A 12581-nucleotide genomic window follows, 5' to 3' on the forward strand; every position below is an offset into this window, starting at 1 on the left:
CCGGGAAGCGCTGCAAAAGAGCAACATCCACAGGAAACCGTCATCAAGACGTAAGTCACCTATTGCAAGTTTGCGGGTGAAGGCTCATTTGGCGCGCCGAGCTTCATCCCGTCAACTTGCGGCTCCGAGGGGAACCAATTGGTAACCCGGGGCCTTGTATGCTGGGCAGATCGGAAAAGAGATGAGCCTGATGCGTGCTACGATCCTTTCACTGATGTTGCTGACCGCGGTCATGGTGAGCGGAGCGGGCATTTATGCCGCCACCGCCTCGGGCGTCTATCATTCGACGGATGGCTACGGCATCAGCGATCTTACCCGCTAGGCTCCAGGACCACCTCCAAAAGCCGTTTCTTCTTCCCTTCGAACATCATGGCCGTCAGCCGGCCCGTCGACCAGGCGCCCGTATCCAGGTTCACCCGGTTCAGCATGATCTCGGGTTCAGGCATGGGCGTGTGGCCATGCACCACGAGTTTCGGATGCAAGGTAGGATCGTGGCGGAACCGCTCGCGGATCCAGATCAGATCCTCTGCCGATTGTGCCTCGAGCGGGACGCCGGGCCGGATGCCCGCATGGCAGAAGAAGAAGTCGCCGAAACTGGCGGAAAGCTTCAGGCCATGAAGGAAATCGAGGTGCTCCCGCGGGATCGCTTCCATCAGTGCCGCATGGCCGCGCGACAACGCCTCGCTTGAGCCGAAATCGATCTCGACGCTGTAGGAACGAGCGGTGGCCTCCCCGCCGTTCCTCGCGAAAAGGCCCTCCGCCCGCGGCTGTGCCAGGAAGGCGAGAAAACCCAGGTCGTGGTTTCCCGCAAGCGCCGTGACGCGGGGATCATTCCTGACGGACTGGGAGAGGTGCTCGAGCACCTGGCGAGACGCGGGGCCACGGTCGACATAGTCCCCTAGATAGACGATACGCCAGTCCGCCGGCCGGTCCTCGATGATCTCGGCCATGATGCGGCTGTGCATCTCGGCCATCAGATCGTGCCGGCCGTGGATATCGCCCACGGCATAGATGCGCATGCCCTCGGGCGTCGCAGCGTCCCCGTAACGGATTCCCTCAGGCGCCATCGACCACAACGAGATGCAGTGCGCGCGGCCCGTGCGCACCGAGCAAAAGCTTCTGCTCGATGTCGCCGGAACGAGAGGGACCCGTGATCAGGTTCACCGTGCGCGGCATCTTTCCCTTCCCGAATGTCTGCCGGATCCTGGAAAACACCGTTTCCAGGTCGCCAGCGATCTCCTTCGCGTCAATCACAACGATATGGTGCTCGGGGAGGAAATTCACAGTGGTCGGATTGGCTGCGCCGGATTGAAGCACCACCGTGCCGGTCTCAGCCACGCCGGCAATGGCATGGCTGACCCCCACCTCGTCCTCCGGGGCGGCATGTCCCGGCTTCACCTCCAGCGATTTCAGCGATTTCCACGGCATGGTCTGCAGGCGCTCGTCCGCCCCCATGCGGATGGAAGACGGAAGATTCCTGGAGCGCAGGTAGGCAGCCACGGCCTTCGGCACATCGGCCGGTTTCCTCACACGCTCGACGGTGGCGGAGACCTTCTGTGCCATATCGCAGAAGAGCGTTACGCGCTCCTTCTCGGGCAACTGCCCGCGCGCCGGCACCACGCCCACCGGCGGATTGGCCAGCCGCTTCTTCACGGTCCTGCCCCGCGCGGAATCATCGGGAGGGACCCCGATCGCGGCGCGCACCTTGTTCAGGATCGCGTCGCGCGCGCTCATGCCTGCGCCCCCTGCTTCAGTGCATCGCGATCACGCCACTGCTGCATGAAGGTCCGGCCCTCCGGCGCCGGCAACTCGCGGTGCTTCGTCCAGCCGCCCGCAAGCGGCAGGTAATGGAAGCTGCCTTTCCCTCCCCTGGCGAGCGAGAGGATGGGAATGGCGAAGGAGGTTGCGAGCCGGTAGAGCCATGGGCGGCGCGCGAACATGGCCCATGCCCTGAGGCCGTAGCGCTGGGTGGCCGGGTTGAGGCCGCGGGAAAATTCGCGCTCGCGCCAGTGGCGCATCATCTTCGGCAGCGGAATGCGCATGGGACAGACGGATTCGCAGCGCCCGCAGAAGGTGGAGGCATTGGGCAGATGTCCCGCCTTGTCGACCCCCACCAGCGAGGGTGTCAGCACCGCGCCCATCGGCCCGGGATAAACCCAGCCATAGGCGTGCCCGCCAACCGCGTGGTAGACCGGGCAGTGGTTCATGCAGGCGCCGCAGCGGATGCAGCGCAGCATGTCCTGGAACTCGGTGCCCAGCATGGAAGAGCGGCCATTGTCGAGCAGTACCACGTGGTACTCCTCCGGCCCGTCGGGATCGCCCGGCCGACGCGGGCCGGTGGAGACGGTCGTGTAGACGCTCATGTCCTGCCCCGTCGCCGAGCGGGCAAGCACGCGCAGGATCTGGCCGACATCCTCCAGCGTCGGCACCAGCTTCTCGATCGAGGCCACGACCACGTGCACGCGCGGCAGGATCTGTGTGAGGTCGCCATTGCCCTCGTTGGTGACGATGATGGAACTGCCTGTTTCCGCCACAAGGAAATTGGCGCCGGTGATGCCGACATCGGCCTGGAAATATTGCGAACGCAGTACACGCCTCGCCTCGCCCAGAAGCGACTCCGGCTCGGAAAGATCGCGCGCGTAAGGCAGATGGTTATGGACGCGACGGAAATCGGCCTCCACCTGCTCCTTCGTCAGGTGCACGGCCGGCGCGATGATATGGCTCGGATGCTCGCCGCGAAGCTGGATGATGTATTCGCCCAGATCCGTCTCGACCGGTCGAACGCCCTCCTTCTGGAGGAACTCGTTGAGGCCGATCTCCTCGGTGATCATGGATTTGCCCTTGGTCACCGTGCGGGCGCCGGCGGCGCGGCAGATATCGAGGATGATATCACGGGCGTCCGCCGCCGTCTCGGCCCAATGCACGTGGCCTCCGGCCTTCTTCACCTTCTGCTCGTAGGCTTCGAGATAGAGGTCGAGATGCGCCAGCGTATGGTCCTTGATGGCGCGGGCGGAATCGCGCAGCGCATCGAACTCGGGCAGCGCGTCGACCGACCACTGCCGCTTGTCGATGAAGCCCGAGCGCACATGGCCGAGCGCCTTCTGCAACTGCACGTCCGTCAGCGCCTGACGCGCATTCTCCTTGAATGTCGGTGACGTGATCTGCATCAGCGCGTTCCCCTGCCGATCGCCGGGCCGTCGTCCATGCCGGCGAGCACCTCCGCCACATGGCGCACCTTCACATCCGCGCCCTGGCGCTCGAGCTTGCCCGCCATGTTCATCAGGCAGCCGAGATCGCCGGCCAGCAGCGTCTCGGCGCCCGACGACCTGACATTCGCCGTCTTCTCCTCGACGATCTTGTTGGAGATATCGGGATATTTCACGCAGAAAGTGCCGCCGAAGCCGCAGCAGACATCCGGATCCCTCATTTCCCTGAGTTTCAGCCCGGAGACGGAGGAAAGCAGCCGGCGCGGCTGCTCGCGGATATGGAGCTCGCGCAGGCCCGAACAGGAATCGTGATAGGTGACGCTGCCCTTGTGCGCGGCCTTCACCTTCTCGACACCCATGACATCCACCAGGAAACTGACGAGCTCGTGGACCTTTGCCGAGAACGCCGCAGCGCGCGCCTCCCAATGCGCATCGCCCTTGAAAAGGCCGGGATAGTGCTTCTTCAGCATGCCGGTGCAGGAGCCGGAGGGCGCGACCACATAGTCGTATTCCTCGAAAGTCTCGATGGCATTCTTCGCGATGGCCATCGTATCGGCTCGGTCGCCAGAGTTGTAGGCCGGCTGGCCGCAGCAAGTCTGCGCCATCGGCACCTCCACATCGCAGCCCGCATCCTCCAGAAGCTTCACCGAGGCGAAGCCGACGGTCGGCCGGAAGAGGTCGACCAGGCAAGTCACGAACAGCCCCACGCGGGGCTTCTTCTTCACGTCATCAGCCAATGCATCATCCTGTTTCATGAACCGGCCGCCGCGGAGCGTTTTGTCCGGGAAGCCCGGGATTTCACCTGTTGGGCGCCGGCATCGGAGCGGTGACGCAGGCGCAGCCCCGCGACACGTTCCCATTCACCGGTGCGCTCGGCCTCGGCACTCGCCTCCTGGACATAGGCGATATGGGCCACCGCCGCCGCCCTGGCAGCACCCGGATCGCCGTCGCGGATCGCCTCATAGATCGCCCCGTGCTGCGCGAGGAGTTCATCGCGCGCGCCCGGCAGGTGATAGATGCGAGCGCGGCTGTAGAATACGCCTTCGGCCAGGAGCCGGTAGCAGGAGCGCAGCGTGTGAAGCAGCACGAAATTGTGTACGCACTCGCCGACCGCGTTGTGGAACTCGACGTCGATCTCCGCTTCGGCATCCGGATCGCCGGATGAGTGAACTTCCTTCATACGCGCGACGATACCGGAAAGCAGCGCCTTGTCGGCTTCCGTTGCCCGCCGCGCGGCCATTTCGGCCGCCACGGCCTCGATCTCGCGGCGGTATTCCAGATAATCGGCCGTGGCCTTGGGGTGGCTCGCGATCAGTTCGCGCATCGGCGCGGCGAACACCTCGCCCACGACATCGGCCACCTGCGTGCCCCCGCCCTGGCGAGTGACGAGCAGGCCGCGGGCCTCCAGCGCTTTCAGCGCGTCGCGCAGGATCGGCCGGGAGACCTCCATCTGGGCCGCCAATTCCCGCTCGCCGGGCAAACGGTCGCCATCGCGCAGCACGCCTTCGAGGATCAGCGCCTCGATCTGGCGTGTCACGGCGTCGGCCGTACGGGCATGCTCGATCCTGGAATAGATGGTGCTCACGGGGCAGCGTCTTCGGGTTGGGCGGCTTTACTCTAGCGAGATTGACGTGCACTGGTCAAATGTTTTAACCAGTTGGCCGGATGCGAGGCCAGTGCCTCGCCCATGAGCCTGATGAGAGGTTTCCCCCCGTGTCTGGACTGCACATGCCCAAGCCCGACGCCGCGACGCTGAAGAAGCGCGAAGAGATCGTCGCGGATATGCGCATCATCGTGCCGGGCGAAGGGGTCGTGGAAGCCGAGAGCGAGATGCGCGCTTTTGAGAGCGACGGGCTGACCGCCTATCGCCAGGTGCCGCTCGTGGTCGTGTTGCCGGAGACCGTGGCCCAGGTCTCGCGCATTCTCAAATATTGCCATGAGCGCAACATCCGCGTGGTGCCGCGCGGATCGGGCACCTCGCTTTCCGGCGGCGCCCTGCCGCTCGAGGACGCGGTTCTGCTTGTCATGAGCCGCTTCAACCGCATCCTCGAAATCGATTTAGCGAACCGCGCCGTGGTGGCGCAGCCGGGCGTGACCAATCTCGGCATCACGCACGCCGTCGAGCACGAAGGCTTCTACTACGCGCCCGATCCGTCATCGCAGATCGCCTGCTCCATCGGCGGGAATGTGGCGGAAAATTCCGGAGGTGTGCATTGCCTGAAATACGGGCTCACCGCCAACAACATTTTGGGCATCCAGGCGGTGTTGATGAATGGCGAGGTGATCCGTCTCGGCGGCAAGCATCTGGATGCGGAAGGGTATGATCTACTTGGCCTCATGACCGGATCGGAGGGGCTTCTGGGCGTCGTCACCGAAGTGACCGTGCGCATCCTGAAGAAGCCGGAGACGGCGCGGGCGCTGCTGATCGGGTTTCCTTCCAGCGAGCAGGCGGGCCAATGCGTGGCCGATATCATCGGTGCCGGCATCATTCCCGGCGGAATGGAGATGATGGACAAACCGGCCATCCATGCCGCCGAGGACTTTGTCCACGCGGGCTATCCTCTCGATGTGGAAGCGCTGCTGATCGTGGAACTCGACGGGCCTTCGGCCGAGGTGGACCACCTGATCGAACGCGTGGAGGCGATCGCCGGGACCAACGGTTGCACGACGAGCCGCGTCTCCAATTCCGATGAGGAGCGGCTTTCCTTCTGGGCCGGGCGCAAGGCCGCCTTCCCCGCCGTCGGCCGCATCTCGCCAGACTATTACTGCATGGATGGCACCATTCCCCGTAAGGAGCTGCCGCGCGTGCTTTCGGGCATGCGTGAGCTTGCGGAGAAATACAGCCTGCGGGTGGCGAACGTGTTCCACGCCGGCGACGGCAACCTGCACCCGCTGATCCTCTACGATGCCAACAAACCGGGCGAACTGGAGAGAGCGGAAGCATTTGGCGCGGACATCCTGCGGCTTTGCGTGAAGGTCGGCGGCGTGCTCACCGGCGAGCACGGCGTGGGCGTGGAAAAGCGCGACCTCATGCCGGAGATGTTCTCCGAGGAGGACCTGAACCAGCAGATCCGGGTCAAATGCGCCTTCGACCCGAACCATCTGCTCAATCCGGGAAAAGTATTCCCGCAGCTCCACCGCTGCGCCGAGCTCGGCCGCATGCATATCCACCGCGGGCAGATGCCATTTCCGGAGCTGGAGAGGTTTTGATCTGTGGCCACTTTCACCCCTGAAACCTCGGCGGAGGTGCTGAACGTGGTGCGCTGGGCGGCCGCGGAGGAAGCGCCGGTCGAGGTGATCGGCCATGGGTCCAAACGTGGGATCGGCCGGCCAGCGCAGACCGAGCATACGATCGATCTTACCAAGCTCGCGGGCGTCACGCTCTACGAACCGGAAGAACTGGTGCTTTCCGCGAAGGCCGGTACGCCAATTGCCGAGATCGAGCGGCTGTTGGCGGAGCATAATCAGCAATTCGCCTTCGAGCCTATGGACTACGCTCCGTTGCTTGGCGGGGAAGCGGGGCGGGGCACGATCGGCGGGGCGCTGGCGGCCAATCTCTCCGGCCCGCGGCGCATCAAGGCCGGCGCGGCGCGCGACCACGTGCTGGGTGTGCATGCGGTCTCCGGCCGCGGCGAGGCCTTCAAATCCGGAGGGCGCGTGGTGAAGAACGTCACGGGATACGATCTTTCCAAGGGGTTGGCAGGCTCCTGGGGCACGCTCGCGGTCGTGACGGACGTCACCTTCAAGGTTCTACCGTCCGCAGAGACGGAGAAGACGCTCGTCGTGACCGGCCTCGATGATGCGCAAGCCGCCAGCGCCATGGCGGAGGCCATGGGATCGAGTGGAGAGGTCTCGGGCGCCGCCCATCTGCCGGTGACGGTGATCGGGCGCGTTCTCGACGGCGCTCTTTCTCCGGAGGCGAGGACGGTGCTGCGCGTCGAAGGCATCGGTCCCTCGGTGGATTATCGTCTCGATCTTCTGGCGCGGCTCCTGGGACCGCACGGCGCAGTGGATATCCTCGAAGAGGAGGAGTCCCGCATTCTCTGGCGCGAGATCCGCGACTGCCGCCCTTTCGCCGACGGCACGCCGGCACCCGTGTGGCGCATTTCCATGGCGCCCACGGAGGGCTACAAGCTTGTCGACGCCTTCCGCAGGGCGGCCGGCGCCAACGCGTTCTACGACTGGCAGGGCGGGCTCGTCTGGCTGCGCATGGAGGCGGACCCCGAAGCCGAAGTGCTGCGCGGGCTGATCTCCCATTTCGGCGGAGGCCATGCGACGCTGGTGCGCGCCTCCCCGGCGATAAAGGCGGCGGTGCCGACATTCCAGCCGCAGCCACCCGCCCTAGCAGCGCTTTCGGCGCGCCTGAAGGAGCAGTTCGATCCGAAGAACATCCTCAATCCCGGCCGGATGGCCGCGAATTGAACGCGTGCTAGACTTGGGCGCTATCCAACCCCGGAGGGAACCATGAGCGAAACGAACCAAGGGCCCACACCGCCCCGCAAGACAGATGGTTGGCTCGAACCCGGCCCAACCAACATCCAGGTGATCTACATCCTCTATCTCGTCGGATTCGTCATCGGCATCTCGGCGCTGGTGGGCATCGTGCTCGCCTACATGAACCGCGGCAGATCCGCCGAGTGGGTCGAGACCCACTACACCTGGGCTATCCGCACCTTCTGGATCGGCATCCTCTATGCGGTGATCTCCGGAGTCCTCATGGTGGTGGGAATCGGTTTCCTGCTCCTGATCGCCGTCGCGATCTGGGTGGTGGTGCGCATGGTGGTCGGCCTGCAGGCGGTGGGCCGCGGCGAGCCCATCCGGAACCCCCAAAGCTGGGTGCTTTGACAGGATATGCAGACAAACTTCACGCCCGAGCAACTGGCCGACCCGCATGTGGCGGAATCGGAAACGATCCTGCGCAAATGCGTCCATTGCGGCTTCTGCACGGCCACCTGCCCGACCTATGTCGAACTCGGCAACGAGCTCGATAGCCCGCGCGGGCGCATCTACCTCATCAAGGAGATGCTGGAGAACGGGCGGGCAGCCGACCGCGAGACGGTCACGCATATCGACCGCTGCCTCTCCTGCCTTTCCTGCATGTCCACCTGCCCCTCGGGCGTGAACTATATGCATCTCGTCGACCATGCCCGGGTGCATATCGAGAAAACCTACCGCCGGCCCTTCCTCGACCGGCTGGTGCGGACGGTCCTTGCGCATGTGCTGCCCTACCCCGGCAGGTTCCGGCTCGCGTTGAAATTTGCGAAGCTCGGCCGGCCATTCATTCCGCTCTTCCGCGCGACGCCCGGCCTGAAGCCGGTCGCTTCCATGCTGGAACTGGCTCCGGCGAATGTCCCGTCTGCACAAGCGCCGCACGCGGCAAAGGCTGCGGGGGAGACGCGGGGGCGCGTGGCGCTTCTTTCCGGATGCGCGCAATCCGTGCTCGATCCGGGCATCAACGCCGCGACCGTGCGGCTCCTCGCGAAATTCGGCATCGAAATCGTGGCGCCGGAGGGCGAAGGCTGCTGCGGCGCGCTCGTGCATCACATGGGCCGCGAGGAGCAGGCCCTGGATTTCGCGCGGAGCAATATCGACGCGTGGACGCGGCTGATCGAAAACGGTGGCCTGGACGCGATCCTCATCACCACTTCGGGTTGCGGGACCACGATCAAGGACTACGGACACATGCTGCGGCTCGATCCAGTCTATGCGGGGAAAGCCGCGAGGGTCTCCGCTCTCGCCAAAGACATCACGGAGTACCTCGCTACGCTCGACCTGCCCGAGCCTGAGGTTTCGCCCGGGCTGACGGTCGCCTATCATTCCGCCTGCTCCATGCAGCATGGCCAGAAGATCACGCGGCAGCCCAAGGCACTCCTCACCCGCGCCGGGTTCACCGTGAAGGAGCCGCGCGAAGGACATCTGTGCTGCGGCTCTGCCGGCACCTACAACATCCTGCAGCCGGAGATCTCACGCCGGCTGCGTGACCGGAAGGTGAAGAATATCGAGGCGACGGGCGCTGTGGCGATCGCCACGGGCAATATCGGCTGCATCACCCAGATCGCTTCCGGCTCGAAGCTGCCCATCGTGCATACCGTGGAATTGCTGGATTGGGTCCATGGCGGACCGAGGCCGCGGGGCATTCCGAAGCCATCACGGCGGGCTGAAAAAGCCGGTGCCGTCGCCGCATGACGAAAAAAGCAGCGCTTCATTCCTGAAGCGCTGCTTTTTTTCGAAGACGATACGGCAAGACCCCTCCGGCCGACTCGTCCCCCGCTTAATGAGAATCAGATTACCACGACCTTGGTGCCTACGGGAACACGTTCGTAGAGTTCAATCACATCTTCGTTGCGCATGCGGATGCAGCCCGAGGAAACGGCCTGGCCGATCGTCCAGGGCGCGTTGGTGCCGTGGATGCGGTAAAGCGTGGAGCCCAGGTAAAGGGCGCGCGCACCCAGCGGATTCTGCGGCCCTCCCCTGACCAGGGTCGGCAGCACCCTGCCCTTCTTCTTCTCGCGCGCGATCATTTCCGCGGGCGGGCGCCAATCGGGCCACTCGCGCTTGGAGGTGATCTTCTCCGTTCCACTCCAGCCGAAACCCTCCTTGCCGACACCCACGCCGTATCGGCGGGCCTTACCGCCCTTGAGGACGAGGTAAAGAAAACGCTGCCTGGTGTCGACGACGATCGTGCCGGGCGCATGCGACCCGTCATAGGCCACCTCCTGCGGCAGGAATTTCGGATCCAACGCCCGCTCGGGCGCCGAAGGCGCTCTCGGAGCGGCGGCTGTGCGGACAGTGGGCTGTGCTTGCTGCTGCTGGCGGCGCAGCAGATAGCGCCGCTCGGCCGGCCTCGGGGCAGCGTGATGCTGCGGAGGCTGCGGCGCAGCCCGATAGACCCTTCGCTGCCCGGTTCGCGGCCTCGCCTCGGCGGGCACCTGCCGCAACTGCATCACCCAAGGGGCGGAAAGATCCGGGCTGACAAGGACCGGCGGCGGCTCCGCGTAGCGGTTCTGGGCATGGGACGCGCCGGGAAGGAGCAGCGCGGCGGCAAGGCCGGCCACATAGAATACGAACTTCATCGACCTACTCTCACCTCGTCGGACCTAGATCGGTTATGGCTGCACCGCGGGGAAACGGGTGGCGGCCCTTGAAAGGCGTGTCTATCGACACCTTTGTCAGGATGCTGCGGCAAGAGAGCCAATCGAATGGTGAATCCGTTTTCATAAAATGCGATATGCGGGAGAAACCGATCGGCGTGGTTATCGGCCGGTTCAGAAAACTGGTGAACGGGCGGTTAAACACTGCTCCTGCGCTTCCGCGAGGTTGAAATGAGCGAAGAGAGAACAGGCCTGATCGAGGGAGATGACGGCAAGGTGCGATGCTTCTGGCATGCGAACCTGCCCGACTACATGGCTTATCATGACCGCGAGTGGGGCCGGCCCGTCGCCGATGACCGGCGCCTCTTCGAGAAGCTCTGCCTGGAGGGCTTCCAGTCCGGCCTCTCCTGGCTCACCATCCTGCGCAAGCGCGAGAACTTCCGCGAAGCCTTCGAGGGCTTCGATTTCGAACGCGTGGCTCGGTTCACGGACGAGGACGTGGAGCGGCTGTTGCAGAATGCCGGGATCATCCGGCACGGCGGCAAGATCCGTTCCACCATCAACAATGCGCGCCGGGCGATCGAGCTCTGCGAAAGGGAAGGCTCGCTCGCCCGCTATTTCTGGCGGCACGAGCCGGGAGCGCAGGAGCGGCCGGAAAGGTTCGATTTCGCCACGCTGCGGACGCTGGGCAAGACCGACATCTCAACCCGCGTCTCCAAAGATCTGAAGAAGCAGGGTTGGACGTTCGTCGGCCCGACCACCGTCTACGCGTTCATGCAGGCGATGGGGCTGGTGAACGACCATATCGAAGGCTGTGTGGTGCGGGCGGAAGTGGAAGAGGAGCGGCAGCGCTTCATACGACCGTCCTAGGCGGTCTTTGAAAATCGCCGCCGGCAGTCCGTCAGCTCTCCGGCGGGACCGGTTCGGCCAGCTTTCTCTCCCGCATGACGATGTAGAGGCCGGCGGCCATGGTGACGGCGATCCCGACGGCTGCAAGCCCGTCGGGCAGGTCGCGGAACACGATCCAGCCGATCAGTGTCGCGAAGGGGATCTCAAGATACTGCATGGGCGCCAGCGTCGCCGAAGGCGCAAAGCGTAGCGACCATGTCATGAGCAGGTGTGCGAACGCACCCAGGAGCCCGCTCATGGCCATAAGAACGGCCTCCTGCGCGTTCGGGGCGACGACGCCCGTGCCCGGAATGCCGCTTTGCAACGTCAGGACCAGCAGGACGGACAGACCGACGGCGCCCATGAGGCCGCTCACGCCCTGGAGGACGATCGGGTCCGCCTCCTGCGCGATGCGGCGCGTCACGAGGATGTAGAAAGCAAAAGAGAGCGCCACCAGAAGAGGCAGAAGCGCAGGCCAACCTACCTCGGCAAGACTCGGCTGGATAACGAGAAGGGTGCCGAGAAAGCCAACCGCGCACGCGCTTAGCCGGCGCGGGCCGACCTCTTCCTTCAGTAGCCAACGGCCGAGCAGGAGCAGGAGGAAGGGCATGACGAAAGCGATGGCCACAGCGTCCGCCAGCGGCAGAAAGCGCAGTGAAGCAAACATCGCGCCGATGCCTATGATATGGAGGAGCGTGCGCGCGATCGTGAGCTTCAGGATGCGCGGCGGCATGGCTATGGCGCGGCTGCCATGCATGAGAACGGGCACGAGAAGCAGCGCCTGGGCGCAGAAACGCACGACGAGGAGTTCGAGAAGCGGGATCGTCTCGCCGAGAAGCTTGACGATCGCGTCACTGAGGGGAATGGTCGCACAGAAACCCAGCATCAGAAGGATGCCGAGAAGAGGCCGGTCGGTCGAGGCGCCGTCGATCTGTGCCATCCAGCGTCCCCGTAGCTTGACTCTAACAGCGGTCCTGACTATTTCGGCTTTGTTAGCACTCTCTCTCAGCGAGTGCTAACCACCGCTCCGACCGGTCGGGACGGAGGAAAAGCCTAATTCATCGTTTGAATCAAGGGTACAGAACATGGCCAGCACGAATTTTCGCCCGCTTCATGACCGTGTGGTCGTTCGCCGGGTCGAATCCGAGGAGAAGACGGCCGGCGGGATCATCATTCCCGACACCGCGAAAGAGAAGCCGCAGGAAGGCGAAGTCATCGCCGTCGGCCCGGGCGGGCGCGACGAGGGCGGCAAGCTCGTTCCGCTCGACGTGAAGGCGGGCGACCGCGTTCTCTTCGGGAAGTGGTCCGGCACGGAAGTGAAGCTCAACGGTCAGGATCTCCTCATCATGAAGGAGTCCGACATCATGGGCGTCATCGCCTGATCAGGGCTATTGCC

At 64.4% G+C, this 12581-nt stretch carries 14 protein-coding genes; 7 read left to right on the top strand and 7 right to left on the bottom strand.

All coding sequences use genetic code 11. The features are described from left to right. The first annotated feature begins 181 nt into the window (after nt 1-181). Nucleotides 182-322: a hypothetical protein gene (locus PVE73_RS20680; protein WP_277364048.1), complete on the top strand. Its 141-nt coding sequence runs from the start codon at nt 182-184 to the stop codon at nt 320-322. Here PVE73_RS20680 and PVE73_RS20685 read toward each other — a convergent pair. Genes PVE73_RS20685 through PVE73_RS20705 form a run of 5 tightly spaced genes read right to left on the bottom strand, consistent with a single transcriptional unit; the run spans nt 312 to nt 4791 of the window. Further along, nucleotides 312-1067 carry a metallophosphoesterase family protein gene (locus tag PVE73_RS20685; protein WP_277364049.1) on the bottom strand — a complete coding sequence of 252 codons (756 nt, stop codon included), beginning with the start codon at nt 1065-1067 and terminating at the stop codon, nt 312-314. The genes PVE73_RS20680 and PVE73_RS20685 overlap by 11 nt on opposite strands. Further along, the gene (locus PVE73_RS20690; RefSeq protein WP_277364050.1) at nt 1057-1734 is read right to left on the bottom strand and encodes a lactate utilization protein; all 678 of its coding nucleotides are present in this window, start codon (nt 1732-1734) and stop codon (nt 1057-1059) included. Before PVE73_RS20690 ends, PVE73_RS20685 begins: the two co-directional genes overlap by 11 nt. Continuing rightward, the gene (locus PVE73_RS20695) at nt 1731-3167 is read right to left on the bottom strand and encodes a LutB/LldF family L-lactate oxidation iron-sulfur protein (RefSeq protein ID WP_277364051.1); all 1437 of its coding nucleotides are present in this window, start codon (nt 3165-3167) and stop codon (nt 1731-1733) included. Before PVE73_RS20695 ends, PVE73_RS20690 begins: the two co-directional genes overlap by 4 nt. After that, nucleotides 3167-3961, bottom strand: coding sequence for a (Fe-S)-binding protein (locus tag PVE73_RS20700; RefSeq protein WP_277364052.1), 795 nt, complete (start codon nt 3959-3961; stop codon nt 3167-3169). The genes PVE73_RS20695 and PVE73_RS20700 overlap by 1 nt, the downstream gene beginning before the upstream one ends. Further along, nucleotides 3958-4791: an FCD domain-containing protein gene (locus PVE73_RS20705; protein WP_277364053.1), complete on the bottom strand. Its 834-nt coding sequence runs from the start codon at nt 4789-4791 to the stop codon at nt 3958-3960. The genes PVE73_RS20700 and PVE73_RS20705 overlap by 4 nt, the downstream gene beginning before the upstream one ends. A gap of 128 nt (nt 4792-4919) precedes the next feature. On the opposite strand from PVE73_RS20705, the gene PVE73_RS20710 reads away from it, so the two are divergent. From PVE73_RS20710 to glcF, 4 genes are read left to right on the top strand one after another with little or no spacing between them, the layout of a single operon-like run. Further along, nucleotides 4920-6416, top strand: coding sequence for an FAD-linked oxidase C-terminal domain-containing protein (locus PVE73_RS20710; protein ID WP_277364054.1), 1497 nt, complete (start codon nt 4920-4922; stop codon nt 6414-6416). Between the two features lie 3 nt (nt 6417-6419). Beyond that, nucleotides 6420-7628, top strand: coding sequence for an FAD-binding protein (locus PVE73_RS20715; protein ID WP_277364055.1), 1209 nt, complete (start codon nt 6420-6422; stop codon nt 7626-7628). A 42-nt stretch (nt 7629-7670) separates the two neighbouring features. Next, nucleotides 7671-8051, top strand: coding sequence for a DUF4870 domain-containing protein (locus PVE73_RS20720; RefSeq protein WP_277364056.1), 381 nt, complete (start codon nt 7671-7673; stop codon nt 8049-8051). A 6-nt stretch (nt 8052-8057) separates the two neighbouring features. Then, nucleotides 8058-9392: a glycolate oxidase subunit GlcF gene (gene glcF / locus PVE73_RS20725; protein WP_277364057.1), complete on the top strand. Its 1335-nt coding sequence runs from the start codon at nt 8058-8060 to the stop codon at nt 9390-9392. A 95-nt stretch (nt 9393-9487) separates the two neighbouring features. On the opposite strand, the gene PVE73_RS20730 is transcribed toward glcF, so the two are convergent. Further along, entirely contained in the window at nt 9488-10279 is a 792-nt protein-coding gene (locus PVE73_RS20730; RefSeq protein ID WP_277364058.1) for a L,D-transpeptidase, read from the bottom strand. Between the two features lie 249 nt (nt 10280-10528). Here PVE73_RS20730 and PVE73_RS20735 point away from each other — a divergent pair, with 249 nt between their 5' ends. Beyond that, nucleotides 10529-11167: a DNA-3-methyladenine glycosylase I gene (locus PVE73_RS20735; protein WP_277364059.1), complete on the top strand. Its 639-nt coding sequence runs from the start codon at nt 10529-10531 to the stop codon at nt 11165-11167. 31 nt (nt 11168-11198) lie between these two features. On the opposite strand, the gene PVE73_RS20740 is transcribed toward PVE73_RS20735, so the two are convergent. Then, nucleotides 11199-12125, bottom strand: a complete 927-nt coding sequence (locus PVE73_RS20740; RefSeq protein WP_277364060.1) for a DMT family transporter — start codon at nt 12123-12125, stop codon at nt 11199-11201. Between the two features lie 145 nt (nt 12126-12270). On the opposite strand from PVE73_RS20740, the gene groES reads away from it, so the two are divergent. Further along, nucleotides 12271-12567 (top strand): co-chaperone GroES, encoded by a 297-nt coding sequence (gene groES, locus PVE73_RS20745; RefSeq protein ID WP_277364061.1) that lies wholly within the window; start codon nt 12271-12273, stop codon nt 12565-12567. Nucleotides 12568-12581: the final 14 nt, after the last annotated feature.

The organism is Chelativorans sp. AA-79, from assembly GCF_029457495.1.
In the GTDB taxonomy this organism is placed as follows: Bacteria; Pseudomonadota; Alphaproteobacteria; order Rhizobiales; family Rhizobiaceae; genus Chelativorans.

Coding starts and splice junctions, on each gene's coding strand:
- PVE73_RS20680 (WP_277364048.1), top strand. CDS start 182: ATGAGCCTGATGCGTGCTACGATCCTTTCACTGATGTTGCTGACCGCG.
- PVE73_RS20685 (WP_277364049.1), bottom strand. CDS start 1,067: ATGGCGCCTGAGGGAATCCGTTACGGGGACGCTGCGACGCCCGAGGGC.
- PVE73_RS20690 (WP_277364050.1), bottom strand. CDS start 1,734: ATGAGCGCGCGCGACGCGATCCTGAACAAGGTGCGCGCCGCGATCGGG.
- PVE73_RS20695 (WP_277364051.1), bottom strand. CDS start 3,167: ATGCAGATCACGTCACCGACATTCAAGGAGAATGCGCGTCAGGCGCTG.
- PVE73_RS20700 (WP_277364052.1), bottom strand. CDS start 3,961: ATGAAACAGGATGATGCATTGGCTGATGACGTGAAGAAGAAGCCCCGC.
- PVE73_RS20720 (WP_277364056.1), top strand. CDS start 7,671: ATGAGCGAAACGAACCAAGGGCCCACACCGCCCCGCAAGACAGATGGT.
- glcF (WP_277364057.1), top strand. CDS start 8,058: ATGCAGACAAACTTCACGCCCGAGCAACTGGCCGACCCGCATGTGGCG.
- PVE73_RS20730 (WP_277364058.1), bottom strand. CDS start 10,279: ATGAAGTTCGTATTCTATGTGGCCGGCCTTGCCGCCGCGCTGCTCCTT.
- PVE73_RS20735 (WP_277364059.1), top strand. CDS start 10,529: ATGAGCGAAGAGAGAACAGGCCTGATCGAGGGAGATGACGGCAAGGTG.
- PVE73_RS20740 (WP_277364060.1), bottom strand. CDS start 12,125: ATGGCACAGATCGACGGCGCCTCGACCGACCGGCCTCTTCTCGGCATC.
- groES (WP_277364061.1), top strand. CDS start 12,271: ATGGCCAGCACGAATTTTCGCCCGCTTCATGACCGTGTGGTCGTTCGC.